22 protein-coding genes and 1 pseudogene are annotated in these 25918 nt (G+C 67.4%); 7 read left to right on the top strand and 16 right to left on the bottom strand.

What is annotated here, in order from left to right; all coding sequences use genetic code 11:
• The first annotated feature begins 252 nt into the window (after nucleotides 1-252).
• Nucleotides 253-2025 carry a PE-PPE domain-containing protein gene (locus B4U45_RS15355; RefSeq protein ID WP_075545104.1) on the top strand — a complete coding sequence of 591 codons (1773 nt, stop codon included), beginning with the start codon at nucleotides 253-255 and terminating at the stop codon, nucleotides 2023-2025.
• Between the two features lie 128 nt (nucleotides 2026-2153).
• Here the strand turns inward: B4U45_RS15355 and B4U45_RS15350 are convergent.
• The 8 genes and pseudogenes from B4U45_RS15350 to B4U45_RS15315 form a co-directional block, all read right to left on the bottom strand.
• A pseudogene (locus B4U45_RS15350) lies at nucleotides 2154-2264 on the bottom strand (PE domain-containing protein); the annotation flags it as partial.
• Between the two features lie 257 nt (nucleotides 2265-2521).
• On the bottom strand, nucleotides 2522-3490 hold the full coding sequence (locus B4U45_RS15345) for an NADPH:quinone oxidoreductase family protein (RefSeq protein ID WP_099223777.1): 969 nt from the start codon (nucleotides 3488-3490) through the stop codon (nucleotides 2522-2524).
• A 5-nt stretch (nucleotides 3491-3495) separates the two neighbouring features.
• The gene (locus B4U45_RS15340) at nucleotides 3496-4356 is read right to left on the bottom strand and encodes an SDR family NAD(P)-dependent oxidoreductase (RefSeq protein ID WP_099223779.1); all 861 of its coding nucleotides are present in this window, start codon (nucleotides 4354-4356) and stop codon (nucleotides 3496-3498) included.
• 80 nt (nucleotides 4357-4436) lie between these two features.
• On the bottom strand, nucleotides 4437-5924 hold the full coding sequence (locus tag B4U45_RS15335) for an aldehyde dehydrogenase family protein (RefSeq protein WP_075545101.1): 1488 nt from the start codon (nucleotides 5922-5924) through the stop codon (nucleotides 4437-4439).
• A 172-nt stretch (nucleotides 5925-6096) separates the two neighbouring features.
• A complete protein-coding gene (locus tag B4U45_RS15330) occupies nucleotides 6097-7395 on the bottom strand; it encodes an MFS transporter (RefSeq protein ID WP_240316550.1) in 1299 nt (432 codons plus the stop codon).
• A 298-nt stretch (nucleotides 7396-7693) separates the two neighbouring features.
• On the bottom strand, nucleotides 7694-8626 hold the full coding sequence (locus B4U45_RS15325; RefSeq protein ID WP_099225658.1) for a class I SAM-dependent methyltransferase: 933 nt from the start codon (nucleotides 8624-8626) through the stop codon (nucleotides 7694-7696).
• A 226-nt stretch (nucleotides 8627-8852) separates the two neighbouring features.
• The gene (locus B4U45_RS15320) at nucleotides 8853-9491 is read right to left on the bottom strand and encodes a TetR/AcrR family transcriptional regulator (RefSeq protein WP_099223780.1); all 639 of its coding nucleotides are present in this window, start codon (nucleotides 9489-9491) and stop codon (nucleotides 8853-8855) included.
• A 2-nt stretch (nucleotides 9492-9493) separates the two neighbouring features.
• Nucleotides 9494-10477 (bottom strand): pirin family protein, encoded by a 984-nt coding sequence (locus B4U45_RS15315; RefSeq protein WP_075545098.1) that lies wholly within the window; start codon nucleotides 10475-10477, stop codon nucleotides 9494-9496.
• A 110-nt stretch (nucleotides 10478-10587) separates the two neighbouring features.
• On the opposite strand from B4U45_RS15315, the gene B4U45_RS15310 reads away from it, so the two are divergent.
• Nucleotides 10588-12045, top strand: coding sequence for a chloride channel protein (locus B4U45_RS15310; RefSeq protein WP_075545097.1), 1458 nt, complete (start codon nucleotides 10588-10590; stop codon nucleotides 12043-12045).
• Here the strand turns inward: B4U45_RS15310 and dps are convergent.
• Both dps and B4U45_RS15300 read right to left on the bottom strand, forming a co-directional pair.
• Nucleotides 12042-12590, bottom strand: a complete 549-nt coding sequence (gene dps, locus B4U45_RS15305; protein WP_075545096.1) for a DNA starvation/stationary phase protection protein Dps — start codon at nucleotides 12588-12590, stop codon at nucleotides 12042-12044. The genes B4U45_RS15310 and dps overlap by 4 nt on opposite strands.
• A gap of 84 nt (nucleotides 12591-12674) precedes the next feature.
• Nucleotides 12675-13586 carry a DNA-3-methyladenine glycosylase family protein gene (locus B4U45_RS15300; RefSeq protein WP_083155316.1) on the bottom strand — a complete coding sequence of 304 codons (912 nt, stop codon included), beginning with the start codon at nucleotides 13584-13586 and terminating at the stop codon, nucleotides 12675-12677.
• Between the two features lie 86 nt (nucleotides 13587-13672).
• Between B4U45_RS15300 and B4U45_RS15295 the strand changes: the two genes are divergently transcribed.
• Nucleotides 13673-14056, top strand: coding sequence for a nuclear transport factor 2 family protein (locus B4U45_RS15295; RefSeq protein ID WP_075545094.1), 384 nt, complete (start codon nucleotides 13673-13675; stop codon nucleotides 14054-14056).
• 7 nt (nucleotides 14057-14063) lie between these two features.
• On the opposite strand, the gene B4U45_RS15290 is transcribed toward B4U45_RS15295, so the two are convergent.
• The 5 genes from B4U45_RS15290 to B4U45_RS15270 form a co-directional block, all read right to left on the bottom strand.
• Nucleotides 14064-14444: a DUF427 domain-containing protein gene (locus tag B4U45_RS15290; RefSeq protein WP_075545093.1), complete on the bottom strand. Its 381-nt coding sequence runs from the start codon at nucleotides 14442-14444 to the stop codon at nucleotides 14064-14066.
• A gap of 24 nt (nucleotides 14445-14468) precedes the next feature.
• Nucleotides 14469-15296 carry a class I SAM-dependent methyltransferase gene (locus B4U45_RS15285; RefSeq protein ID WP_075545092.1) on the bottom strand — a complete coding sequence of 276 codons (828 nt, stop codon included), beginning with the start codon at nucleotides 15294-15296 and terminating at the stop codon, nucleotides 14469-14471.
• 25 nt (nucleotides 15297-15321) lie between these two features.
• Entirely contained in the window at nucleotides 15322-16362 is a 1041-nt protein-coding gene (locus B4U45_RS15280) for an NAD-dependent epimerase/dehydratase family protein (RefSeq protein ID WP_219859430.1), read from the bottom strand.
• Nucleotides 16359-16865, bottom strand: a complete 507-nt coding sequence (locus tag B4U45_RS15275) for a nuclear transport factor 2 family protein (protein ID WP_075545090.1) — start codon at nucleotides 16863-16865, stop codon at nucleotides 16359-16361. Before B4U45_RS15275 ends, B4U45_RS15280 begins: the two co-directional genes overlap by 4 nt.
• Before the next feature lie 130 nt (nucleotides 16866-16995).
• Nucleotides 16996-19476 carry an ATP-binding cassette domain-containing protein gene (locus B4U45_RS15270; protein WP_075545174.1) on the bottom strand — a complete coding sequence of 827 codons (2481 nt, stop codon included), beginning with the start codon at nucleotides 19474-19476 and terminating at the stop codon, nucleotides 16996-16998.
• 343 nt (nucleotides 19477-19819) lie between these two features.
• Here B4U45_RS15270 and B4U45_RS15265 point away from each other — a divergent pair, with 343 nt between their 5' ends.
• Together B4U45_RS15265 and msrA are read left to right on the top strand one after the other, a co-directional pair.
• Nucleotides 19820-23005: an MMPL/RND family transporter gene (locus tag B4U45_RS15265; RefSeq protein WP_075545089.1), complete on the top strand. Its 3186-nt coding sequence runs from the start codon at nucleotides 19820-19822 to the stop codon at nucleotides 23003-23005.
• Between the two features lie 46 nt (nucleotides 23006-23051).
• Nucleotides 23052-23564, top strand: coding sequence for a peptide-methionine (S)-S-oxide reductase MsrA (gene msrA, locus B4U45_RS15260; RefSeq protein WP_075545088.1), 513 nt, complete (start codon nucleotides 23052-23054; stop codon nucleotides 23562-23564).
• A 10-nt stretch (nucleotides 23565-23574) separates the two neighbouring features.
• Here the strand turns inward: msrA and B4U45_RS15255 are convergent, their stop codons facing one another.
• Nucleotides 23575-24900: a cytochrome P450 gene (locus B4U45_RS15255; protein ID WP_075545173.1), complete on the bottom strand. Its 1326-nt coding sequence runs from the start codon at nucleotides 24898-24900 to the stop codon at nucleotides 23575-23577.
• 147 nt (nucleotides 24901-25047) lie between these two features.
• On the opposite strand from B4U45_RS15255, the gene B4U45_RS15250 reads away from it, so the two are divergent.
• Together B4U45_RS15250 and B4U45_RS15245 are read left to right on the top strand one after the other, a co-directional pair.
• Nucleotides 25048-25653 (top strand): TetR/AcrR family transcriptional regulator, encoded by a 606-nt coding sequence (locus B4U45_RS15250; RefSeq protein ID WP_075545087.1) that lies wholly within the window; start codon nucleotides 25048-25050, stop codon nucleotides 25651-25653.
• Nucleotides 25654-25704: 51 nt separating this feature from the next.
• Nucleotides 25705-25917 (top strand): TOBE domain-containing protein, encoded by a 213-nt coding sequence (locus tag B4U45_RS15245; protein WP_075512558.1) that lies wholly within the window; start codon nucleotides 25705-25707, stop codon nucleotides 25915-25917.
• The last annotated feature ends 1 nt before the right edge of the window (nucleotide 25918 follow it).

Genomic DNA, 25918 nt, shown 5'->3' with positions numbered 1-25918 from the left:
GGCGTCCAAGCCGCCGTCACGACCGTCCGCGACATTGGGTCCCAGATCGCCTGACGGCGGCGCGGTTCGGCCGTCGAGCAACCCGCGCGCGGCTGAGTTCGGCTGAGATAGCCAAACGCGCACTATGAACCAACGGACCGATCTAGGCTGACAGATGCCGGACCTCCCGATGGCCGGTGCCGCCCGGGCCATCGGTTTCGCCTCATCGGCGCTATCACAACGAAACACCCTGGGTTTGAAGGAAATTGATCGATGACCAGCATGATCGCGCAACCGCAACTGATGGCCGACGCCGCCGCGAACATCGAGGGAATTCGTTCGGCGATCGCCGCGGCCAATGCCGCCGCCGCCGGCCCAACCACCGGTCTTGCGGCGGCCGCCGCCGACGAGGTGTCGGCCGCGGCTGCGACGCTGTTCGGCGCATACGCACAGGAATACCAGGCGGTCATCAAGCAGGCCGCGGAGTTCCACGACACATTCGCCCAGGCCCTGGCCGCCGCCGCGACGGCCTACACAAAGGCCGAGGCAGCCAACGCGGCGATGGTTTCCGGGGCGCTTCGCGCGGTGACCTCGCCCATTCAGTCGTTACTCGGCGGCGCCGCGGCCCCGGCCGCCCCGGCGGGAGGCGCAATGCCGGCACCGGCGGCGCTGGCGTCGCCGTTCGACGCGCTGATCATGACCGGCAGCGGCACGCCGATCCCATCACTGGCCTACATGCAGTCCGTCGCGCCCTATATTTCGGGAACCCCCAGCCAGTTGATCCCCCTCAACACCCCTGAAGGCTTGTATCCGCTCACCCAGATCAAGGACTTGCCGCTCACCCAGTCGGTGACCACCGGTGTGCAGATCCTGGACAACGCGCTCTTCGGGCCGCAAGGGCTGATCACAGCCGGCGGCAACGTCGCGGTGTTGGGCTATTCGCAGAGCGCGATCCTCTCCTCGATGGAGATGCGCCAACTCATTCTGCAGGGAAGCCCGAACACGGCCAACCTCAGCTTCACGCTGCTGGGTAATCCGATGGCCCCCAACGGCGGCCTGCTGTCACGCTTCCCCGGGCTGTCGATGCCGGCGCTGGGTCTGGAGTTCTACGGGGCGACGCCGTCCAATTCGGGTTACCAACTCAGCCAGTACACCCTGCAATACGACGGATACGCCGACTTCCCGCGTTACCCGATCAATTTCCTGGCGGACCTCAACGCGTTCATGGGCATCCAGTTCGTGCACGGCGACTATCCATTACTGGATCCGAACAACCTTCCCCCGGGCTACAACATGGTGGAGCTGCCGGTGTCGCCGGCCAACAACGGCCTCGAGCACTACTACATGATCACCTATCCCGGGCTGCCGTTGCTGCAGCCGCTACGGGCGCTTCCGGTGATCGGCAACCCGCTGGCGGATCTGGTCGAACCGAACCTGACATATCTGGTCAACCTCGGCTACGGTGATCCCCACTTCGGCTATTCGACCGGATATGCGGATGTACCCACCCGATTCGGGCTGTTCCCGTCGATCGACCCGGTGACCTTTGCCGGCGATATGGTCGGCGCAGCCCAGCAGGGGGTGAACGCCTTCGCCGGCGATATCGGCGCCATGCTGCCGACGTCGCTGCCCGACTTCTCACTGCCGGCCGCCGCGCTGACCGGCGGCTCGCCGACGGCATGGGCGTTACCGACTCTGCCTGCGGCCACCGGTTCGCCCATCGACGGCATCATCGATGCCCTCAAGGCGGCCAACACCCATATCACCAACGCCATCAGCAGCGCGGCCGCCGACACCTACGCCATGGCGCTACCGACGGCTGACATCGTCAACACCCTGGCCACCAAGGTTCCGTCGTATAACGTCAACCTCTTCCTGGACGGGATCCGGGAGCTGGCCAACGGTGACCCGGCCGGCATAGTCAATGCATTCGGCTATCCGGTCGCTGCGGATGTGGCCCTGCTGACCCTCGCGGGCGGCTTCCAGACCATCGTCTTGCTGAACGGAGTCGAATCGGTTATCGGCGACCTCACCGGCGCGGCCTAGCCGTCGTCACGGTAACCAAAACCGCGGCGGCGCAGCTATTTTGACCACAGGCGATGTCGAGGATGTCCTCGGGTGCGGCGGCGAACTAGCCGGTGGAAAGAACAGCATCCTGACTAACCGTCCTTGTTGGCCGAAATCACCGGCGCCGCCGCAGCATGCGCGGCCGCCAACCGCGCACTCAACGCCGCCACTTGTGCGGCCGCGCCGGCCAGTCCCTCCGGAACCACCCACAACGCCACAACAGCACTCCCTTCCCAATAGTTAATGGAAATCCCGACTTTCGGTGATCGCGCAGCAAATACGGCACTCAGCGGCAAACCGATCACCACAGAGCGCCCCAATCCCAGCAAGAAGGCAGCCGATACCGATACTCAATCAGGCATTAAGCAGTGGTAATTAACGCAGTTCGATGTGGGTACCGAACACGATGGTCCGGCAACTCGACCCAACCGCCCGGACATGACCCCCGACAGACTTGCGGGCGAGACCACTCAGGCTAAGGCTCGAGAACCACCTTGCCAAGCACACCTCCGTCGGCCAGGCTCTGCAACGCGGCCTGGGCTTCGGACAGCGGATAGCGTTGCGGCGGAGGCGGTCTCAACCCCAGGGCGACCAGATAGTTCAAACCCCAGGAGAACAACGCCGCCGAACCGGGGACCTTGTTGAGATACTCGCCCCAGGCGACGCCGAGCACCCCGATGTTGCGCAACAGCAGCCGGTTGACGGTGAGCGTCGGGATGCTGCCCGCGGCAAAGCCGATGACCAGTAACTTGCCGTCGATGGCCAGCACCCGGATGGCGTCGTCGAAGCTCGGGCCGCCGATGGGATCGACGACGATATCCACACCGCGGCCGTGAGTGTGCTTGTGCACCTGGGCAACCCAGCCGTCCGTCAATCGCAGCACTACGTCGGCGCCGAGCGCGCCGACGTAGTCAACCGCCCCCTCGCGGTGCACCACGGCTATCACCTGGCGTGCGCCCATCGCCTTGGCAAGCTGGACGGCGGCCGTGCCCACCCCGCCGGCGGCACCGAGCACCAGCACCGTGTTGCCCGGCCGCATCGCGGCGCGCCGCGCCAGCGCGAAGTACATGGTGTTGTAGTTGACCAACAACGACACGGCTTCGGCGTCGTCGAGCTCGGCGGGGCTGCGCACCACGTTGGAAACCGGAACGGCCACCCGTTCGGCGTAGCAGCCGAGCACCCCGAATGCCGAGACCCGTTCTCCCACAAGGAAACCCGAGCCAGGCGGCGCATAGCGCACTATGCCCGCGGTTTCCAGCCCGGGCACGAACGGCGGCGGCAACTTCAGCTGGTACTCGCCCTTGCTCAGCAGCAGGTCGGGAAAGCACACGCCGGCAGCACGAACGTCGATGACGACCTTGTCGCCGTCATCGGGAATATCGTCGATATCGGTATAAACTATGCCGGACGGGCCGGAAAGCTCTTGTACGACACAGGCTTTCATGCAAACTACAGCTTGAAACCGGCTTTTTGCGCGCCGGACAGGTCGGTGATCTCACCCCAGTGTGCCGCCACCTCCTGCACCGAAGGCGGGGTGTCGAAGGTGGCTCCGGCGTTCTGGAACAACGCGGCCCGCTGCACCTTGCCGCCGCCGACGATGAACACCGACGCGTTGTCCGCGCACTCTTCGGTGCACAGGTAGGCCACCACCGGCGCGACGAAGTCGGGCGTGAGTTTCTCGAACACCTCGGGCGGCAGGATGTCCTGGGTCATCCGGGTGGCCGCGATCGGGGCGACCGCGTTGGCGTGAATGTTGTACTTGGCGCCCTCCAGCGCCAGCGTGTTGATCATGCCGACCAGACCGAGCTTGGCCGCGCCGTAGTTGGTCTGTCCGAAGTTGCCGAACAGCCCGCTGGTGGAGGTGGCGACGACGACCCGGCCGTAACTCTGCTCGCGGAAGTGCGGCCAGGCCGCGCGGATCACGTTGTAGCCGCCATAGAGGTGCACCTTGAGCACGGCGTCCCAGTTCTCGAACGGCATCTTGTGGAAGGTGCCGTCGCGCAGGATCCCGGCGTTGCTGACCACGCCATGCACCGCCCCAAACTCGTCGAGCGCCGTCTTGATGATGTTGGAAGCCCCCTCGGGCTCGGCAACGCTGTCATAGTTGGCCACCGCGCGGCCGCCGGCGTCCGTGATCTCGGCGACCACCTGGTCGGCCATGTTGTGGCCGGCGCCGGTGCCGTCACGGGCGCCGCCGAGGTCGTTGACGACCACGCTGGCCCCTTCCTTGGCAAGCGTCAGGGCGTATTCGCGGCCCAATCCCCCGCCGGCTCCGGTAACGACGACGACGCGATCCTGCACTCCGGGCATCAGGTTCCTCTCTGAATGTGCGTTGACATGGTCAAGGTCGGCCCGGCAGCCGACCGGGTCGTGCGGGCGTCTGCGTCAGGCTAGAACAGCTTGCGCGCCAGCTTGAAGGCGCGCTCGGTGTAGGGCGGATAGATGATCTTCGAGAAGTCGGGGCGGGTCGGCTTGGTCAGCACCGACTTGCGGTGGCTGAACTCGTCGAAGCCCCATTTGCCGTGGTAGGCGCCCATGCCGGAGGCGCCCACGCCGCCGAACGGCAGCTTGGCCGTCGATACCTGGAAGGCCAGGTGGTTGACCAGCATGCCGCCGGCCGGCACCTCCTTGATCACCCGCTCGCGGGTTTCGCGTGACTTGGTGAACAGGTATGCCGACAACGGCTTGGGCCGTGAGTTGACGAACTTGATCGCCTCGTCCAGGGACTTGACGGTGAGCACCGGCAGGATCGGACCGAAAATCTCGTTGGACATCAGCGGTCCGGCCGGATCGGGGTCGACGACGACGGTCGGCTGGATGCGCAGGCTCGACGCGTCGCACTTGCCGCCCACCGCGACCTTGGCCTTACCGTCGGCTTCGCCCTGGTTTTCAACAGCGGCGAGGTAACCGCTCAACCGGTCGAACTGGCGCTGGTTAACGATGCGCAAGCCGTCCGGGTTGTCCTGGGAGCGGAACCTGCCGATGGCGGCGCCGATCTTGGTGACGAGCTCGTCGCGAATGGTCGCGTCGGCCAGCACGTAGTCGGGGGCGACGCAGGTCTGGCCGCCGTTGAGTAGCTTGATCCAGGCGATGCGCTTGGCGGCCACGTCGATGTCCGCGTCGGCGGCGACGATCACCGGGCTCTTGCCGCCGAGTTCCAGCGTGACCGGGGTCAGATGCGGCGCCGCGCCTTCGTAGACCTTACGGCCGATCTCGGTGCCGCCGGTGAACATCACCCGATCGAGGCCCTGCGCGATCAGCGCCTGGCTTACCGAGCCGTCGCCTTCGACCACGGCGATCGCGTCGCGGTCGAGGTAGCGGGGCACCAGCTCGGCGATCAGTCGTGACGACGCCGCGGCGATCTCCGAGGGTTTGAGGATGACGGTGTTTCCGGCGGCGATCGCCCCGACCGCCGGGCCCAGCGTCAGATAGAACGGGTAATTCCAGGCGCCGATGATCAGCACGGTGCCGTAAGGCTCATACTCCACCCAGCCGCGGCCCGGTAGCTGGGGCGCCTCGAGAAGCAGGTATTTGCGACGCATCCACCTGCGCACCTTTTTGGCCGCGTACTTCGCTTCGGCAATGGTGACCGCGATGTCGGCGATATACGCCTCGACCGGGTTGCGGTCCAAATCCTCGGCGAGCGCCTTGGTGATCGCGTCCTCGTTGTCCTCCATCAGCCGTTGCAACTGCAGCAATTGGTTCCTGCGCCACTCGACACTGCGAGTGCGACCGGTGGCGAACGTCTTACGTAGCCGCGCCACGGTTTCGGCGACCGTTTCGGCGACATGGGTGGGCTTCGATGCGTTGGCTTCAGGGGCCGTGGGTTGGCCCGTGGCGAGGTCCTGAGCTTTTGGTGCAACCGATTCGGTGGTCATCGTTGTCCTTTCTTCGGAGTCCCATCCGGTTCCCGATCCGGGCCCGGTCCCGGTTTTTCAGGGCCGCCCGGGGTGCCCGCACCACGTCACGTGGTCGCACATCGGTGATATTGGCGATCCTAGTCATGCGGTTACGGCAGGAATAGGTAGGAAAGATCCTGCCGGATCAGCGCTACACCGGCGCGACGGGTGACACTGCGCTACCGCTCGGAGGTCGCTCGGCACGAAACAGCGGTATCGCGACCGCACCGGCGAGCAGCGAGAAACCCGCAAACCAGGCGAAGGCGCCGGAGAAGCCGAGCGGCAGCAGGACGGCCTGGAAGACAAGGCTGCCAATCCCCATACCAACCCACAGGACGCAGGAGTTGAGCCCGATCGCCTGCCCACGCTGCCCGGGAAGGTCGGTGACGATGACGACCAGGGCTGGTTGGGTCATGTCGTACCCGAGCGACAGCGAGACAACGGCGGCTTGGAGGAATACCAACGACGGCTCACTGGCGAACACCGCGGCACAGGCGGCGGTCAGGGTCAACCCGAGCGGGATGACGCGCGCCCGCCCGTAGCGATCGGCCAGTCGGCCGATGGCGGGGCTGAGCACCAGGCCCGGGATGCCGTAGCCGAGCAGCACCAGCCCGATCTGCTCCTCGTCAAGTTGAACGTGGTCATGCAGATAGACCCCCAGCCAGGTGTAGACCCCGGCGTGCAACACCGCGTTGACCAGCACGTAGCCGTAGGTCCGGCGACCGCGGGAGGTGCTCAGCAGCTCCGCGAATCCGGCCGCGACCTGGCGGATCGATGACGCGCGCGGGGCCGAGGCGGTGTCGGGAACCAACCACAAACCCAGCACCAACAGCACCAGTCCGCAGGCGGCGACCACACCGAACAACCCGTGCCAGCCGACCAGCGGTTCTCCCAGCGCGCCGCCGGCCGCGCCGAAGGCCATACCACCGGCCGCTCCACCGAAGACCCATCCCAGCACCCGGCCTCGGCGCCGGTACGGCACCAGGTCGCCGATCAATGCCACGCTGATCGGCACCACGCCGCCGGCGGCAACCCCGGTCACGAATCGAAGCGCGATGAATTCCCCGACATTGGTTGCCAGCGGGGTGGCTGCCGTCAGGACCACGAAGGCGCACAGCGACATGAGGATGACACGACGGCGTCCCCACCGGTCCGATACCGTGCCCCACACCAGGACCGTCCACCCGTAGGGCACCAGGAACGCGGGCACCCCGAGGCCGACCATGCCCTCGCCGCTGCCGAAGTCGCGTGCCAGCGCCGGCAGGATCGGGGCAACCATGAAGATCTGCGCGAAAAGCAGGAACGCCGTCGAGGTCAGCAGCGCCAGCGTCAGCGCGAACGAGTTTGAGTCGGCGTCCGGGGCGATCCGGCGCCCCGATACCTCGCCACGGCCAACAGGGCCCGGCGTGCCAGGCAGCAGACCGTGACCGTCGGCGCTCCGGGTCGACACGGCCACAACCCCGGCTTTGGCGGTTAGTCCGAGCCCGCCTGATGGGGTGGGTCACCCGCGGAAATGGAAGACAAGGGAAAGCGTCTGGTGGTTGCGGATACGAGGGCTACCGTGCTGACCGCGGCGTCGAGGTCCATGCGACACTTCCTTACCGGGTGACCGGGTGGGGCCTCAGACTAACCCAGCCGCCGTCGACCAGCCGTGGCTTTGAAAGCTTTGCTGCAACGGCCGCTCGGGCAGGATCCGACTGGCCCCACGCTGGTCGCAATGTCCCAGGAGTCGTCCGCGGTGCGCGGCATTACAACCGCTCCGCCGTCACGAACTCGGAGAACGCATCCTTGTCGTCGGCCATCGGGACGCCTTCGACCCAGCGGCCCACCCGGCGCATCTCGTCGCCGGCGTTGTGTGCGGTGGCGCGCCAACCGTGTTCGTTGAGCCACTCGGCGACTATGGCCCGGTCGGGGTCGTGGTAGATGAGCTCCTGCACATCGACGGTCTCCTCCAGGCCCAGCGTCTCGGCCACCTTCTTGAATCGCTCCCGCATCTGTGCGCGCCGTTCGTCGGCGTGGTTGCCGGCAGTTTCGGCGGCGATCAGGCTCCCCGGCGGGCTGAGCTCACCGATCTGGGTGAACAGCCGGTCCTGGGCGTCGGCGGGCAGGTACATCAACAGCCCCTCGGCCAGCCAGGCGGTCCGGGCCGTCGAGTCGAAACCGGCGGCGCGCAGCGCGGCAGGCCAATCCTGGCGCAGGTCGATCGGCACCTCGCGGCGAACGGCCGACGGCGTCACCCCGTTTCCCGCCAGCGTCGCGGACTTATAGGCAAGAACCTGGGGCTGATCGATCTCGTAGACCGTCGTCCCGGCGGGCCAATCCAGCCGGTAAGCGCGGGAATCCAGTCCCGAGGCCAGAATGACGACCTGACGGATCCCGTCGGCGACCGCGTCGGCGAAGTAGGTGTCGAAGAAGTTGGTCCGCACGGCCTGGTAGTTGCGCATGTGCTGGACGGTCGCCGCGGTCTCGGCGTCGAGAGCCGCCATCTTGGCAACCATCTGCTCGTCGAGCATCGCCTCCCACAGGACACCGGCGTTGGCGCTGGTGACCAGCAATTTGGCGTACGGGTCGCGGATCAGCGGGGCGGGCTGTTGGGTTTCGACGGCCCGCGCCGCGGCCACCATCACCGCGGTGGCGCCGACGCTGGTTCTGATGTCCCAGGTGTCGTCATGGGTACGCAGAGTGCTCATTCGCATGCTCCCGTTCTCTAGCGGATCTCTCGTTGGGCCGGCGAAAAGTGGTGCGAGACCATGGGATTCGTCCCAGCGGCGGGGCCGGAGGTAAACCGGGAAAGCAAACCAGGGAAACACCGGCCGGATCAGTCATACGCGGCCAATGCTACCTAATAAGTTAGGCAACCTATACACTTTGTGGCCCAGGTCACTGCCGCCGATCGGCGACTGGCGGTCAAGCCTCCGACGTCCAGAGCGTGCCGGCCATCAACTGCCGCAGCGCCGCGATGATGTCCGCCATCTCCCGGTAGCTGCCCACGAAGCCGGCATAGAAGCCGACTCCGCACAAGACGAGCAACAGCGCCTCGGCCAATGGAGCGACCTGGATACCGGCGATCAATTCGCCGCGCTCAACGGCATCATGGACCGCCCAGATCAGGAATTTTCGGGAGCTGGCGACCGGGTCGTTTTCGGATCGCCCCAAGTCCGGATGCCGCTGCGACTCGAGCACGGCGGTAGCCAAGAACGCAGCGGTGGACGGGTTTTTCTCGTCCGCCTCCATCGCCACGGTGATGAACGCGGCCAGCCGCCGCAGCAGCGTCGGCTCGCGCCGTGCCCGCTCGATACCGGCGATGACGACCAGCTCGCTGGTTTGGTCCACCACTTCCCGGTACAGCACCCGCTTGCTGGCGAAGTAATGGTTGATGGCCGGCCGGGTCAGGTCGGCGCGTACGGCGATCGCCTGGAAGGTCGCGCCGTCGTAACCACGTTCACTGAACACCTGCCGGGCGGCGCTGACGATACGCCGTCGCGTCTCGTCCGATTTTGCGGCAGGCGGACGTCCGGGGCCGCGACGTGCGGCGGTGGGCGGCATGCCTAGAGTGTGCCACCGCCACGGTGCGGCATCAGCGCGTTCTGCGGGATGCTACGAAACTTGCCAGCCTGGTAGTCCTCCAGCGCCTCGATCACTTCTGCCCGGGTGTTCATCACGAAGGGCCCGTAGTGGAATACCGGCTCGCGGATTGGTCGCCCGCCCAGCAGCAGCACGTCAAGAGCGGTTGTCCGGTGGGCATCCGGCGTCGGGCCGGCGGTCACGGTGATCCGGTCACCGGGGCCCATCACCGCCAACTGACCCCGGTGAATCGGGTGTCCGGCCACGCCGACCGAGCCGCGTCCGGACAGCACATAGACCAGCGAATTGAAATCCCGTCGCCAACCGATGTTCAGCCGGGCGCCGGGTGCGATCGTGGCGTGCGCCAGCGTGATCGGCGTGTGGGTGCTCCCGGGTCCACGGTGGCCGTCGATCTCCCCGGCGATAATGCGGACCAGGGCTCCGCCGTCGCCCGAGGCGATCAGCGTGACGTCGCCGCCCTCGATAGCCTGGTAGCGAGGCTGGGCGAACTTGTCCTTCTTCGGCAGGTTCACCCACAACTGGACGCCGTGGAAGATTCCGCCGCGCTTCACGGTGTCGACGGGCGGGGTCTCGATATGCAAGATGCCCGATCCCGCCGTCATCCACTGCGTCGCGCCGTCGGTGATCAGGCCGCCGCCTCCGTAGGAATCCTGGTGCGCGAGCTTTCCGTCGATCATGTAGGTGACGGTTTCGAAGCCCCGGTGCGGATGCCAGTCGGTGCCCCGGGGCTCGCCCGGCTGGTAGTCCACCTCACCGATCTGGTCCATATGCACAAACGGGTCCAGCGCGGCGGTGCCGATGCCGGCGAACGCCCGGACAACGGGAAACCCCTCGCCCTCGTAGCCTCGCGGGCCGGACGTGATGGAGCGGACCGGCCGCTCGGTCGCGTCGGCACCGGGGCCAGCCACCCGCGGCAGGGTCAACGTATCGGCGGTTACAGCGGGCATTCCTACCTCCTCTTCGGGAACTCCGATCAAGAACTACCCGGAATAACCGGACCAGAGTCCACTTATTCCCGGTTGTCATAGGATGACCTGATGCTTGCGAGGCTCGCGCGGTGAACGACCCGACACCGGACGCCCCGGAACCCCGAGAGGCGCCGCCCGCTGCCGCCGGCGGGCGATTCGGCGCATCGATCAGAAGTGCCGGCTATTTGCGCAAGTGGTTGTTGCTGGGCATCACGATCGGCGTCATCGCGGGCCTGGGCGCTGTGGTGTTTTATCTGGCGCTGAAGTACACCGGCGAGTTCCTGCTCGGCTATCTCGCCGACTACCACATTCCGACTCCGCTGGGCGAGGGCGGTAGCCGCGGGTCCAGCGGTTTCGCCCGCCCATGGGCCATTCCGCTGGTGACGACGGGCGGGGCGCTGCTCTCGGCCTTCATCGTGGCCAAGTTCGCACCGGAAGCCACCGGTCACGGCACCGACGAGGCCATCGAGGCGGTCCACACCGATCCGCGAGCCATCCGCGGGCGGGCGGTGCTGGTGAAGATGGTGGCCAGCGCGCTGACCATCGGGTCGGGGGGTTCCGGCGGGCGTGAGGGGCCGACGGCGCAGATCTCGGCCGGTTTCTGCTCGTTGCTGACGCGGCGGCTGGGCCTGGCCGACGAGGATGGCCGGATTGCGGTGGCGCTAGGTATCGGCGCGGGCATCGGCGCCATCTTCGCCGCCCCACTGGGCGGAGCGGTGCTGGCGGCGTCGATCAGCTACCGCGACGATTTCGACTATCGCAGCCTGCTGCCCGGCTTCATCACCTCCGGGACCGCGTATGCGGTGCTCGGCGCCTTCCTGGGATTCGACCCGCTGTTCGGCTACATCGACGCCGAATACCGCTTCGAGCGGGCATGGCCGCTGTTGTGGTTCGTCGTGATCGGGCTGATCGCCGCGGCCGTCGGCTACCTCTATGCCCGCACCTTCCACGCCTCCGTGGCGCTCACCCGCCGGCTTCCCGGCGGGCCGGTGATCAAGCCGGCCGTCGGCGGGCTGCTGGTCGGGTTGCTGGGGCTGCTGATCCCGCAAATCCTGAGCAGCGGCTACGGCTGGGCGCAGCTGGCCGCCGACCGCGGATCGCTGATGAGCATCCCGTTGTGGATCATCGTCGTGCTGCCGATCGCCAAGATCATCGCCACCTCGCTATCGATCGGCACCGGCGGTTCGGGCGGGCTGTTCGGGCCCGGCATCGTCATCGGCGCGTTCGTCGGCGCCGCGATCTGGCGGCTGGGGGAGCTCTCCGGGATACCGGGCGTGCCCGATGCCCCGGGAATCTTCGTGGTGGTCGGCATGATGGCGTGTTTCGGCAGCGTGGCGCGGGCACCGCTGGCGATCATGATCATGGTCGCGGAGATGACCGGCTCGTTCTCGGTGGTGCCCGGGGCGATCCTGGCCGTCGGGATCGCCGCATTGCTGATGTCGCGCACCAACGTCACCATCTACGAAGCGCAGCGGTTGAACCGCGAAGCCGCCCAGGCGGAACGAGCGGAACGAGCCGAACGCGCGCGCAAGGCGCCGCCCGGTTAGGACCGCCGCCGTGCGGTGCTGGCGGCGTCACGTTCGGTCGCCGAGCCGTCGTGGGTCAGTTTGCCGCCGGCGTTCTCCAGGTGCGCCCGGACGAACCACTGGAACTTCTCCAGATCCGCGGCGTGCGCGATCAGCATGTCCTGGGTGACGCGGTCGAGTTCCTCGGTCTCGTCGATGGCCTGGCGGATGTCTTCGATCACGCCGGTGTAGACCAGGTCCAGCGCGGCCAGATGTGCCTGCACGCAGTCGCGGCCAACCGAGTAGTCGTCCCAGCTGCGATCCTTGATGATCGCTCCCGGGGTGCCCTGCGGCGACGCGCCCAGGGCGGCGATTCGTTCGGCCACCTCGTCGGCGTAGCCGCGCACCGACTCGACCTGCGGGTCGATCATCTCGTGCACGCCGATGAAGTTGGGCCCCACCACGTTCCAGTGGATGTGCTTGAGCGTCAGATGTAGGTCGTTGTAGGTGCTCAGCTGCTTCTGCAGGAGTTCGGCGAGTCGCGTGCCCTGCTTGTCGGTCAATCCCGGAATGGTGAACTGTGTCATCGATCAGCCCCCTGAAGTTCGCCTACGGTCATGTCCTGGCAGGGATACCCGACGGCGGCGGCCCTCACACGGGGTCTGCGGGCGCTACAGCGAGTGGATTTGCTGCACCGGCAGTCGCGGCCCGCGGCGTGGCTCGTAGGCCAGGCCGCTGGCTTCGAGCAGCCGGACCACCCGATGCCGGTGCGGCCGCATCGGCTCCAGCAGCTCGAGCATGCCGGCGTCGTCGACCGGATAGCCCAGCAGCGTCCAGCCGATCATTTTCGGCATGTGGTAGTCGCCCACCGACACCGCGTCGGGGTCGCCGAAGGCCCGCTGCGCCGTCTCGGCCGCGGTCCACACGCCGACTCCGGGCAGCGACGTCAGGGCCGCGCGCGCCTGCGCGGCGGGCACCGCGGTCAACCGCTCCAGCGACGCCGCCCGCCGTGCGCAGCTCACGACCGTCCGGGCCCGACCCGGGTCGACGTTGGCGCGGTGGAACTCCCAGGACGGGATGTGCCGCCAGGCCTGCGCCGACGGCGGCACCCGCATGCCCTCGGGCGCCGGCCCGGGGGCCGGTGTGCCGTATTTGGTCACCAGCACACGCCACGACCGGAAGGCGTCGGCGCCGGGGACCCGCTGCTCGATGACCGCCGGAATCAACGCCTCCAGCACCTGCCCGGTGCGGCCCAGACGCAGGTGCGGCAGCCGCCGGTGCGCGGCCGCGACCGTCGGCTCACTCGGCAGGAAATCCGCGGCGTCGTCGTCGGCGCCCAGCATCGCCGGCAGCAACTCGAGGAACTGTTCGGCGCCGGGGCCCCACGCCACGCAGTGGGCCGAGTCGGCGGCCGCCCGGCTGATCCGCGCCGTAACCGGCCCGCTGGCCAGCAGGCTGGTGCGCCAGATCGTGCCGTCACCGGGGATGCGAAAGCAGGGATCGCCGCGGCCGCGGCGCAATGGCGCCAGGGTGTGGCCGAAGCCCGCCGCGCCGGGGAAGGTGACTGTGCGTGCGCTGATCACCTGAGCCTGCCACGACTCCGGCGTGCGAACCGCGAGCGGGGCCTCGATTGACCGCTATCGCCCTGCCGGGACAGGATGGCGATGTGATGACGCCGTTCGACGACCCACAGGCCGAACTGGCATGGATGTTCATGCAGAGCATGTCCGAGGGCGGAGACCTCGACGAGGGCTTCGCCTTGCTCAGCGACGACTTCAGCTACTGGAGCATCGCCACGCGTTCGGCGATCGATAAGGCGACGCTGCGCCGCGCGGTGGAGCGCCGCAAAAAGAAGTTCGAGGTCAACATCGAACTGGTGCGATGCGTCAACGAAGGCGAGACGGTTGTCATCGAGGGCGAGGTCGACGGCGTCACCGCCGACGGCACCCGCTACGACAGCCCGTTCGTTTGCATCTTCGAATGCCACGACGGCCAGATCGTGTCGCTGCGCGAATATAGCGATACCCAGTCGTTGGCAAAGGTGTTTCCCTGAGCGGGTGCTACGCCGGCTCGACGCTGATGTCGGCCTTGTCGGGATAGAACGCGACGTGCCCGGCTATCGCGGCCACCGCGGGATAGGGCTGTTCGTAGGTCCAGATCGCATCCGCCACGGTGTCGCCGGCCGAGGTGGCCACGCTGTAATAGCTGGCCTGTCCCTTGAACGGGCAGTAGCTGTGCGTGTCGGTGCGGGTCAGCCTTTCCTGGGCGACGTCAGCCAGCGGAATATAGTGCACCGCAGGCAAAGTGGCCTCCCGCAATTCCAGCGCCGCGGTCGTGTCCGCGATGAGTTCACCGTGGATGCGGACCTGTACCCGGCCGGTGGCCGGTTCGATGGTGATGGGATGCCCTGCGCTGGGTTCTGAGACTTTCGGGTGGCTCATGAGGTTTTCAACGCCGGCCGGCGATCAACATTCCCGACCGAACGCGTAGCGGTGATACTGCGACATGTTGGCCAGTGCCGGAACCCGCGACATCAGCCGGCCCAGCACCCGGTAGGCGCGCGGCAGCCGCGCGAAGGTGTCCGATTCGAACCAGCGAACCCAGGCCAGCAGCCGGGTGCCGGGCACCGCCCGCAGGATGTCGTCGGGCCCGTCGATACCCCAGCGCAGCGTCGATCCGGATCGGCGCACCACGGTGTTCATCCACTGCGACTTGATGCCCAGCCGGTTGAACGCGTCGAACTGCAACTCACCGGAGGGAAACCGGTCGACCACGCGTCGCAGTAACCCAACCCCGTCCGGTTCGCTCAGATACATGGTCAGTCCCTCGCCGATCATCAGCGCGGGCCAGTCGTTCGGAATGTCGGCGAGCCAGGCCGGATCGGTGACCGACGCGGCGACGACGTGGTGGCGGGCCGCCGTGGGGTACAGCTGGGTGAACAGCGCGGCGACCTCGGGGTGGTCGACGTCGTACCACTGCACCGCCGGGCCCGGCTGCAGCCGGAAATATCGACCGTCCAGCCCGCACCCGAGGTGCAGCACGACGGCTGCGGGATGCAGGGCCAGGAATTGCCGGACCCAGCTGTCCAAGTGCGCCGTCCGCGTCGTCACCGCCGCGCAGTTGCGTGCGGTGATGGAGGTTTGTGACCAGTCGTAGTCGATACGCTCGACGACCTCCTTGGCATAGCGATCGCCCAGGATCGGATGCGGCCGGTCGGCGTCGAGCGCCTTGGCGTACAGGGTCGCCAGCATGGTCTGCGGCGGCCCGGTGAGGTCAACGGCGACTTTGCCCATCTGTCTGGGGCTTTGAGGAGTCTGGCTATTCGGATGACGCGGTCTTGGTGTTCGGCCCGACCGCGCGCATCGCGGCCCAGAATCGGGCGGCCTGGCGAATCGATTCCTCGACCGGGCGCGGCTGCCAGCCCAACTCGCGAACCGCCTTGCCGTGATCGAGTTCTGCCTCGGCGCGCATCATCCGCACCGACTGCAGGCTCAGTTCGGCATCTTTGCCGGTGAGCCGTGCCCGCAGGCTGCCCAGCGCACCCAGCGCATAGAGCACCGGCGCCGAGATCGAGCGTCGCGGCGGCGATACGCCGGCTTCCGCCGCCGCTATCCGCACCACCTCGGTCAACGCGATCATCTTCTCCGAGACCAGGTAGCGCTCGCCGTTGCGGCCGCGCTCGGCCGCCAGGATCATCGCTGCGGCGGCATCGTCGACACCCACGGCTTCCAGGTCGATCCCGGTCATCAGGAACGGCAACTTGCCGAAAACCGCGCCGGCAATGAAGGCGCCATGGGGTGTGCGGCCCCAGTCTCCGCTGCCGTAGGTCGTCGAGACGCACAGTGCGACCGCCGGCAGCCCCGCCTGCGACACGTACCGCATCACCAGGTTTTCGGCCGCAACCCGTGATTGGACGTAGGGACTCACCCGCCGCACGTCGACGACGTCGGCCTCGGTCGCCACGTGCCCATGGCGGCGGCCCACCGTGGCATAGGTGCTGGTGAAGACGAACCTGTGCAGGCCCGCGGCGATCGGCTTTTCGACGGCCACATCCAAGACGTTGCGCAGGCCTTCGACGTTGGTGCGAAACAGCGGTGACGGATCGCGCAACCAGGCGCGGGTGTCGACCACGCAGTAGTAGACGTCGTCGCAGCCGCCCATCGCCTCGCGCAGCACCGCGGTGTCGAAGACGTCGCCGTGAAATCGGGTGACCTCCAGGTCGTCGATCGACCGGGTAGTGGCGGTGGGGCGCACCATCGCCCGCACCTGCTCGCCGGCCTCGACGAGTCGGCGGGTCACATGTGACCCCAGGAAGCCGTTGGCTCCGATAACCAGCTTGGGCTTGGGCTTGGTGCTCATTGGGGTCCCCCGTACCGTTGCATCCACTGCGCCGCGTCCTCGTCCAGGGTTCCCAGCGCTTGCGCCTTGCGGCACCACGTCAGTCCCGCCTTCAAGAAGCGCAGCGGGTTGTAGATGTCTTCCTGGCGGCACCATTGGCCGTCGCCGGCGTAGGTGATGATCGAGATGTTCGTCGCGCTGACCACGCTGCCGTCACCGGGGTCGCGCATCGGGTTGTCCAGCTCCATGATGATGCGGCCGGTGGACTCGTCGATCACCGACCACAACGACGGAAACGCCACCATGTGACTGCCGGGGAAGGTCGACATCGTTTCCTGAATCCAGGCGCGCACCTGCTCGCGGCCGTGCATTGTGCCCGCGGCATGCTCGATGTATTCGACGTCCGGCGTGTACTGGGCGACCCAGCCGTCCCAGTCGCGGGTCTGCGCCGCGCGGGCGACGGTCTGCTCGAATTCGCCGAATGCCGCGGCCAATTCGTCGCGGCTGAACACCGGGCCGGTCACGTTAGCTCCTCAGGACGGCCCGGCGGCTGCCGTCCGTGTGTTTCGGTCGATAAGGCGAGATGGGGCGAGATGAGGCGAATCGTACGACGTCCGAGGTCGGCGAACTCGACGCGCACCGCGGGTGCGGCCGTCAGCCGCGGCTGACCATCCGCAGCCGCCAGCTCAGGGCACCCGTCCACAGCGCGCCGAAGACGAGCAGTATGCCCATGGCCGAGAGCCACCAGCTCGGCGAATGCGTCCAAAGCTCGTGCGGAGTGCCCGGCAGACCGATCGCGCCCAGGTCCATGGTGGACGCCGAAGCGGCAAAGCCCCATCGCGATGGCACCAGCCAGGAGAGCTGGTTGAGGCCGACGCGGTGGGCTAGCGGGAACATGCCGCCCGCGAACACGACCGCCACCAGGCTCGCCAGCAGGAACAGCGCCGGGAGCTCCCGCCGGTGCTCGGCCAGCGCGGATAGCGTCAGGCCGGCGACGGCCGAGACGACGGCCGTCGCCGCCAACGTCAGGTACAGCTCGACGAAGGGGTGATCGGGCAACACGGTTCCCCGGGCGGGGGCGGTCTTCCCCACCGCGACGATGGCTGTCAACGCAGCGGTCTGGACGACCGCGACGAGGCCGAAAACGAGGAGCTTAGCGGCCACATACGCGGGCACCGCTAACCCGACGGAGTGCTCGCGGCGGAAGATACCCCGCTCGACAACCAGGTCGCGAATGGTCGACGCGACGCCCATCACGACCGCACCGCTGTTGAGCACCACCAGGAGCTGCCCAACTTCATACGGGTCGTCCCGGTGCGGTACCGACAGCGACAGCGCCCCGAAGACCACCGGCAAGACCGCCATCGCGACGAGGTAGCCGCGGTCGGCGGCGATCAGCCGCACCTGACGGCGGATCAGCATGGAGGTTTGGCGCCACAGGCTGGTGCGGCTGCCGCGTTCGGGCGCCTCGCCGGGAGTTTCCGGCGGCTGTTCGGGTGTGTCGCCTTGCTGGTCGGTCGGGGCGGCGTCGCCTCCGCCGTCGGCGCCTCCCGGCGGAAAGGCGTGCGACCAGCGGGCTTTGCTCACCGCCTGCTCGATGTCCGCCGGTGGCCCGGCGAAGGCGACCTCGCCGGAGGCGAGCAGCAACACCTGGTCGCACAGGTTCAGTGCGGCCAGCGAGTGGGTCGCCACCACGACGACGCGGCCGGCATCGGCGAGTCGGCGCGCCGTCGTCATCACCTGACGGTCCAACCCGCGATCCGGCTTGCCGCTCGGCTCCTCGAATACCACCAGCGACGGCCCGGTGAGCAATTCGATCGCCACCGACACGCGCTTGCGCTCGCCGGCGGAAAGGTTGCCGGCCTTGACCGCACGCTGGGCGCCGAGGTTGGCCTCGTCGATGACCCGGTTGACCGCCGCACGGCGTTCCGCGGCCGAGGTGTCCGGCGGCAACCGCAGCTCGGCGGCGTAGCCCAAAATCTGCTCGACAGCGAGCTGATGGTGCATGACGTCGTGGTGCGGCACCACCGCGATGCGTGACCGCATCGAGGGGTCGTCGGCATGCAGATTGTGGCCGTCGCAGGTCACCAGGCCGGACGTGGGCCGGGCCGCCCCGCTCAGCAGCGCGATCAAGCTTGATTTGCCGGCGCCCGGCGGGCCGATGACCGCGGTCAGCGTGCCCGGACGAGCGGTGAAGCAGACATCGGTCAGCAGCTGATGGCCGTCAACGACGAGGCCGAGCCCGTCAGCCGTCACATCGCCGCCCGCCGCAGTCGGGCGGCGCACCAACGTGGTGTCGCTACCGCTGCCTTTGTCCCGAATCTCCCAACCGAGGGTTCGCTCCGGCTCGTCGACGTCGGCCGGCCGCTCGGCGTCCTGCTGATTCGCCGGTTTCGGTCGGGCCGGCGTGTGCGGGTCGCGTAACCAGGTGCGCAGCCTGCCGATGAGCCGTCGGGCCGGGTTGTGGTCGCTTTCCGGTGACTTTGCCGGCGTCGGTGCTAATTGCCGCAGATGTTCGGTGGATTCGTCGGAGCCCGGCTCGGCGGGAGGCTCGACGGTCGCCGCGTCGCGTTCGGCCAGTTCGCCAGTCGGATTCACCATCGGGGCATCGACCGCCGGGGCTGGGTCGGCGGGCGGCGGCTCACAGGACTCCGGCTGGGGGCGCTGAAGCCGGATCGCCGGAAACCCGGGCAGCGTCGGTGCTTGAGTCGGCGGCGGATTCGGCGGGACCGGCGGCGGCTCGGGCTGCCGACCCGGCGCTGCGGACGACGGCAGAGCCGGGCCGACCCAGGCGCCCGGTACCGCCGCGCCGGGCGGGACGCCGACCTGGAAGACCAGCCGTGGCCCCCGCTGCGGATCACCGGCGGTGATGTGCTGACCACTACGGATGATCGCCGCGGACACCCGCACGCCGTCCAGATAGGTGCCGTTTCGGCTGCGGTCGATCACCGCCCAGTGGCCGCCGTCGAACCGCAGCACGAAGTGCTCGCGGGAGACCCAGGTACTGTCCGGCCCGTCGAGGCAGATGTCCGACCGGATGTCGCGACCGACAATGATGTCGCGGCCGGGGGCAAAGGTGTACATCGTCGTGCCGACCCACACGGTCAACGGCACCGCGCACGTCGTGGTTCGCATGACTGCCACCTTCCGTCGTCTTCCGTCGCCGAACATGCTGCCTTGATGCAAGGATCGCCCGTTATCTACCCGCCGACCGGCCGTCACAACCGCATCCAGCGCCATGAGGCGCTGCCGGTTCGGACCGGGCCGCCACGTTAATGACCGCGCATTTGCGGGTAGCCCAGACCGAGCAGCCACCCTGTGTCCATCAACCGACGAACAGTCAGGAGAGACTCATCGTGCTTTGCCCTAGCATGACGTCCCGGGTGTCGCGCCGCGTTGCCGACTCGGCGGCAGACGGGCGGATCTCATTGTTCCCGTGCGTGTTTGACGCCAAGGCATAGCCCGGACAAAGTCCGAAGTGCTGCGTCGCGACCCCAACCTCGGCTTGCCGACCGGCGGTATCTTCCCCGGATTGGCCCGCCTGGTGGTGCGCCGGCCGCTGATCGTCATCGGTTTCTGGGTCGCGCTGGCAGCCGCGCTGTCCCTGACGTTGCCGCCCCTGACGCAGGTGGTCCGCGAGCACACCGTGGAGATCCTGCCCGAGGACGCGCCCGTGATGGTCACCGCCAAGCAGATGGCCGAGGCGTTTCACGAACCGGGATCGCAAAACGTCGCCGTGGTGGTGCTCACCGACGAGCACGGGCTGAGCCAGGCCGACGAAGAGGTCTACCGCACACTGGTCGACCGGCTGCGCCACGACACTCGCGACGTCGTCGCGGTACAGGATTTCATCAGCGCACCTGCGCTGCGCGAAGTCGTGGAGAGCAAGGACCACAAAGCGTGGTTCATCCCGGTCAGCATCGCCGGCGAACTGGGCTCGCCGCAGTCCACCGCGGCCTACACCCGGGTGGCCGACATGGTCAAGCACACCGTGGCGGGGTCCTCGCTGACCGCGAACCTGACCGGGCTCCCGGCCACCATCGCCGACATGTCCGCGATCGGGCAGCGCGATCTGCAGGTGATCGAGACGGCGACCATCGTCATGGTGCTGTTGATCCTGCTGGTGGTCTACCGCAACCCCGTCACCATGTTGCTGCCGTTGCTGACGATCGGCTTGTCACTGGTGACGGCTCAACAAGTCGTCGCCGGCCTGGCCCGGGTCGGGTTGGGCATCTCGGATCAGACCGTGGTGTTCATGACCGCGATGATGATCGGCGCCGGCACCGATTACGCGGTGTTCCTGATCAGCCGCTACCACGAATGCCTGCGCCGCGGAATGGATTCCGACCGGGCCGTTGCCCGCGGCCTGACGTCCATCGGCAAGGTGATCGCGGCCTCCGCGGCGACCGTCGCGGTCACCTTCGTCTGCATGACGTTCACCCGCCTGGGGGTGTTCTCCACGGTCGGGCCCGCCTTGGCGGTGTCGATCGCGATCGCATTCCTGGCCGCGGTCACCCTGCTGCCGGCCGTCATGGTGCTCGCCGGGCGGCGCGGGTGGATCGCACCGAGACGAGACCTCACCAGCCGGTTGTGGCGGCGCTCGGGAGTGCACATCGTCCGGCGCCCGATCGCACACCTGACGGCCAGCCTGGTGGTGCTGATCGCGCTGGCCAGCTGCGCGTCCCTGGTGCGCTACACCTACGACGCACGCGCCGCGTTGCCGTCCGGCGTGGAAAGCAACGTCGGGTATGAAGCGATGAACCGCCACTTCTCGCCGAGTTCGACCATCCCGCAATACATTTACGTCCACTCACCGCACGATCTGCGCAATCCGCAGGCCCTGGCCGACCTCGAGCAAATGGCCCAGCGGGTCAGCCAGCTGCCCGACATCGCCATGGTCCGCGGTATCACGCGGCCCAAGGGTGCACCACTCGAGGAAGCCAAGCTCAGCTATCAGGCCGGCGAGGTCGGCGGGAAGCTGTCGGATGCGTCGAAACAGATCGCCGGCGCCAACGGCGACCTGGACGCGCTGACCACCGGCTCCCGCAAGCTCGCCGACGCCCTGGCCGCGATCACCGGCCAGGTCAACCAGGCGATCGCGGTGATCAACGGTCTGGTCGGCGAGGTGTCGCGGGTGCAGAACCAAGTCAACGCCAGCGAGACACTTCAGCAGATCCAGCAACTGGCCGCGAGCCTGCGCAGCAACGCCGGCAGCCTCGAGGAGGTGTTCAACATGGCTGGCCCGGTGCTGGCCGGGCTCAACGCCAGCCCGGTCTGCACCACCGATCCCGCCTGCGCCACTGCCCGGGACCAACTACAACTGCTCGTCAATGCCCGCAATGCCGGCGCGTTCGACCAGATCGCCGACGTCGCCCGGCAGCTGCAGGCCACCCCGGATGTGCAGAATCTGATCGGCACGCTGCAGGCCATGCGAGCGTCGCTGAACCAGGCGGTCCAGACGATTCGGTCCCTGGGCCTGGGCAACCCCGGTGGGTTGCAGCAGAAACTGGCCGAAATGCAGCAAGGCGCCAACGCGTTGGCCGACGGAAGCCAGCGGGTGGCCGACGGCGTGCAGCAACTGACCGAGCAGACCAGACAGATGGGCCGCGGCCTCTCCGACGCCGCCGCATTGCTGCTGTCGATGAAGCTCAACGCCTCGAAACCCGGCATGTCCGGCTTCTACATCCCGCCGGAAGCGATGAACGACGCCCGATTCAAAGACCTGGCATCGATCTTCGTGTCCCCGGACGGGCACGCGGTGCGCTACCTGGTCCAGTCGAAACTGGATCCGTTCAGCACCGCGGCCTTCGACCAGGACAAGGCGATCGTCGACGCCGCTCGCAGCGCCCAGCCCAATACGTCACTGGCCGATGCGTCGATCGCGATGTCCGGCACCACCCCGACGTATGCCCAGATGCGCGACTACTACAACCACGACATCCGGTTCATCATCGTGGTGACCATCGCCGTGGTGCTGTTCATCTTGATCATGCTGCTACGGGCGGTCATTGCGCCGCTGTATTTGGTTGCCTCCGTGGTTGTTTCGTATCTGTCGGCGCTGGGCGTCGGGGTGATCGCATTCCAGCTCATCGGTGGCCAGCCTCTGGGGTGGAGCGTCCCGGGGATGGCGTTCATCGTGTTGGTCGCCGTCGGCGCGGATTACAACATGCTGTTGGTGTCGCGGATCCGCGACGAGTCCCCTAACGGCATCCGCTCCGGGGTCATCCGCACCGTCGGCACGACGGGAGGCGTGATCACCTCCGCCGGGATCATCTTCGCCGCGTCGATGTTCGGCATGCTGTTCGCCAGCATCAGCACCATGGTCCAGGCAGGCTTCATCATCGGCGTCGGCTTGCTGCTGGACACCTTCCTGGTCCGCACGATCACCGTGCCCTCGCTTGCGGTGTTGGTCGGTAACGCCAACTGGTGGCCCTCCAGGCGGTTGGCAACCAGGCGACCGGTACGGGCGCCGCAGCCTGCCCGTGTCCCGGCGGAGCTGTCGCGTCCGAGCAGTGAACCCGATATCCAACCGTCCGAACGGGCCGCCGCGGCCGAACTGGAGCCGGTCCATGCCGGGCCATCCGGCAGCGGCGATCATGGAGCCGGCGGCATCGACCCCGACTGCGTGGTCTGGCTCTGGGCGATGTCGGCCAGCCGCAACTAACCTCGGATCGAGGGCCCTTGACGACCCCACCGAAGGAGAGACTGCAATGACGACAAACACGGCAATCCTGGCCGGCGGATGCTTCTGGGGCATGCAGGACCTGATCCGCCGCCAGCCCGGTGTCACCTCGACCCGCGTCGGCTACAGCGGCGGCGAGACCCCCAACGCCACCTATCGCAACCACGGCAACCACGCCGAGGCCGTCGAAATCGTCTACGATCCGGCGGTCACCGACTATCGCACCCTGCTGGAATTCTTCTTCCAGATCCACGATCCGACCACCAGGAACCGGCAGGGTAACGACGTCGGGACCAGCTACCGGTCGGCCATCTTCTACCTGGACGACGAGCAGCGGCGAATCGCGTTGGACACCATTGCCGATGTCGAGGCCTCGGGCCTGTGGCCGGGCAAAGTGGTGACCGAAGTCAGCCCGGCCGGAGCATTCTGGGAAGCCGAACCCGAGCACCAGGATTACCTGCAGCGCTACCCCTACGGATACACCTGCCACTACATCCGCCCGGGCTGGAAACTGCCGCGCCGGGCGTCAGCAAACCCATAAGCGCCAGCCGCTAGCGGGTACGCACCACGATTCGTCCGCCGTCCTTGGGAATGTAAGCGACGCCGCGGCAGCGCCACTTCTCGTCGGGCGCCGTCGTCGTCTCGATGACGAAGTGGCGCAACACCGTTCGCAGCACCACATCCATCTCCATGTTGGCGAACGCCGCGCCCACACAGCGGCGGGTGCCGCCGCCGAACGGGATCCAGGCGAACGCCGACGGCTTGCTTGCGATGTAGCGCTGCGGGTCGAAGCGCTGCGGGTCGGGGAATACGTCGGAGTTGTCGTGAATTTGGCCGATGTTGATGATGATCGAATCGCCGCGCGGGATCGACCACTCGCCCAGGCGATAAACGTCGGAATAAACGTGCCGGGCCGCGAAATCGATGACGGTCCTGGCCCGCTGGACTTCCAGGATGGTCGCCTGGCGCAGCTCGTCACCGCCCGCGTCGGCCTCCGCCACCAAGGCGGCCAGGAGCTGCGGGTGCCGGGTCAGCCGCTCGAACGCCCAGGCCAGCGTGGCCGCGGTGGTCTCGTGTCCGGCGGCCAGCAGGGTGAGCAGCTCATCACCAATGTCCTTGCGGGACATGACAGAACCGTCGTCATAGGTGCTGCGTAACATCAATGCCAGCACGTCGGTCCGATCGGCGAAGTCCGGGTCGGACCGCTCGCGGTCGATCAGCTTGTCGACGACGGCGTCGTACTGCCGCCGGTACTCGGCCAGCCGGCCCCACGGGCTGTACCGGCCATAGTTGCGTTTCGGTTTGGGCATCGCGGCCAGCCGCGAGCCCAGCGTGACCCACGGCGGAATCAGCCGGCGCAGCTCGTCGAGTTCGGCCCCGTCGGCCCCGAACACCGCACGCAGGATGGCGTTGAGGGTGATGTGCATCATCGACGGCAGGGTCGCGAACGGCTCGCCCTGCGGCCATCGAGCCGTCTCGCGCAGCGTCTCTTCCTCGATGATGGCCTCGTATTTCTTGATGCTCTTGCCGTGAAACGGTGGCGCCAACAGGCGTCGCCGCCGGCGATGGTCGTCGCCTTCGAGCGCGAACACCGAACCGGAGCCGAACAGTCGGCTCAGATTGGGCTGGATGTTGCCCAATTCGTCGGGGCTGGTGGTGAACACCTGCCTTGCCAGCTGCGGATCACCGACCACCACGACCCGCCCGTAGATGGGGATGTTCAGGGTGAAGACATTGCCGAAGCGGCGCGCCAACCGTCGCATCATGCCGCGGCGCGTGATCGCAAAGACCAGGCCTTGGGCCAGGCTTGGAATCCGCGGCGCCGGCGGCAACGTGATTTCGGGTGGTGCCGCCGCATCGGCGATTGCGTGGCTCATCGACATGGGCTCCCAACATCTGCCCCGGCTGCTCGGTCGTGAACACGGGGATGGTACCGCGGTGTACCGCAGGCTTATCCTAGGCACGGTACTCTTTGGTACCAAGGCTGACAAGGTCCGCACCGATCCGGGTAAGGAGGCGCGTTGGTGACCGCAGTGGCCGGCAATACCGCGCCGGCCGACATCGACCCCTTTCGGCTTCGCCTGTTCGACGGCCTGGCCGCAGCGATCGGTGAACGCGGCTACCGGGCGACCACCGTCGCCGACGTCGTGCGCCACGCGCGGACCTCGAAACGCACCTTCTACGACCAGTTCGCCAGCAAGGAGCAGTGCTTCCTGGAGCTGCTGCGGGCCGACGTCGAGAAGCTCGGCGAGAAGATCTCGGCCGCGGTCAACCCCGACGCCGACTGGCATCAGCAGATTCGCCAGGCGGTCGAGGCCTACGTCGGGCACATCGAATCCCGGCCGGCCATCACCTTGAGCTGGATCCGCGAGCTCCCGTCGCTGGGCGCCATCGCGCGGCCCGTCCAACGCCGCGGATTACAGCTGCTGTCCACCCTGCTGATCGACCTCAGTGCCAGCCCGGGGTTTCGGCGCGCGGGCCTACCCCCGCTGACCGTGCCGTTGTCGGTCATCCTGCTGGGCGGACTGCGCGAGCTGACCGCACTTGCCGTGGAGGACGGGCGGCCGGTCCGCGACGTCGTCGAACCAGCGGTCGATGCGTCGATAGCACTCCTGGGCCCTCGTTCCTGAGCGGGCCGACTACGCTCGTCGCACACCCGGTGATTTGTGGAAAGGACTGCGATGCGGCTATCGACCCGGAACCAGCTCAAGGGCACCATCACCGAGGTCGACCTCGGCAGCGTGATGGCGATCGTCAAGGTCAAACTCGACGGCGGCGACCAGATCGTCACCTCGTCGGTCACCAAGGACGCGGCAGTGGAACTCGGCCTGAAGGCCGGCCAGCCCGCGACGGTGTTCATCAAGTCGACCGAGGTCACGATCGGCGTCGAGTGAC

Source organism: Mycobacterium persicum, from assembly GCF_002086915.1.
Taxonomy (GTDB): Bacteria; Actinomycetota; Actinomycetes; order Mycobacteriales; family Mycobacteriaceae; genus Mycobacterium; species Mycobacterium persicum.
The sequence above is the reverse complement of the archived record's forward strand: the minus strand, read 5'-3'. Positions and strand labels throughout refer to the sequence as shown.